This is a genomic window from Endozoicomonas sp. SESOKO4, from assembly GCF_024606275.1.
The window spans coordinates 1-1,388 of the sequence record NZ_JAHHPS010000028.1 but is presented as its reverse complement, the minus strand read 5'-3'; the positions used below and the strand labels follow the sequence as shown (position 1 = coordinate 1,388).

The 1,388-nt window shown below is 37.2% G+C and carries 1 protein-coding gene; it reads right to left on the bottom strand.

What is annotated here, in order from left to right; genetic code table 11:
• The coding region (locus KDK16_RS00440) for a hypothetical protein (protein WP_257274209.1) at positions 1 to 1,388 on the bottom strand (1,388 nt) is incomplete at both ends.

Genomic DNA, 1,388 nt, shown 5'->3' with positions numbered 1-1,388 from the left:
CTTTGACTTTCAGAGAGATCAGGAAAGGTATAATTTTCGTTTTGTAACAGCATAGCCAGAAGGTTAGGAGCAAAATTGACCCAGCGCTTAAGGTCGTAAATTTCGTGAAAAGGTCCATCGTGACCTTGTGTTATCACAGGGAACCAGACACCCTGTGTCGGCACTAGCAAGGCAATCAGCTGAGCATCACCAAATTGTTGCAATAGGGCTAACTCCGACTGAGCAAAAGAGGCTGAATCAGTAATGACATTGTTATCGAGAACCGCTGGAATAACGTCAGCATTGATCCCCAACAGTAGCTCAAGCTCTTGCATCAGTTTGTGCTTGTCGGGATGATCCTGAATCGTGAAAAAAATCTGACGAAGGTTATCATCGATAATCTGCCTTATTGTTTGCTGGTTCCATTTTCCTGTTTGTCCTGACCCTCTATGCCTGTTGAAAATCTCTGCAATGGATGAGTACATTGAGTTTCCATCGCCATTAATTCTTATCAGCTCATAACCGTCAGGAACGGGAATGTGATGAAAATAGTAGGGTTCATAAATCTGTGTTTTAGGGTATCCTATTTCCATCTTTTTATATAATTGCCCTGCTTGTTCCCTGATGCGTTTGTCTTCAATCATACATGCTTTGTGAAAAGGCCTTACCAGTGGTTCTTTCGGTTTTTTAGAGCTTCGGTTTGTACGACGGCCTTTCCCTCTTATGGGATTTTCAGTTTCATAAACTTCACCGCAATGGTAACAGGTTTGTCTGAAACCACCTTGTCCATTCGGAACATTAACCATAAGCTCAGGCGTATTCTTTCTGAATAAAGAGATTAATTTCTCCGTTTTTTCCTTACTGAAAATATCCGATTTATGTTCTGTGTTTTTCAGAAAAGATTGCAGTGAAGCTTTTATATCTTTATTTGTGGTTCGATTTAAGATTTTTTGCAAAACTTTTGAGGTAAACTTATTTGAAAAAATGTTAGTTTTGAAATCAAGATTATTGGAGTAATGCCTCGCGGCAGGTAACAAGTGACTCAAAAGTAGTGGAATAAGATTTTTCTCACCATCAAAAATTTTACGCATGCTCTTGATACTAAGTTGAAGACTTTCTAACTCATTCTCATAAAAAGAAAGATCTAAAGCTTTATTATTAAAAGGATTGAAAAGGATTTTTGTAAAAAGTAAATCAGCAATAAATAATCCATTAAAAGCTACAGCAATGCTGGATTTGATGGAAGTGTGAATATCCTTCAGGGTAAATTGATCCGGTCTTTCTATAAGTTTTTTAACTATTCCAGAACTTGCGTCAAATTCGTTATCAGTCAGAGTCCTTACACATACTTCAATGAGATAGTTTAAAACAATACGATAAATAACTTCTACCTTATCTGGAGCATTAAA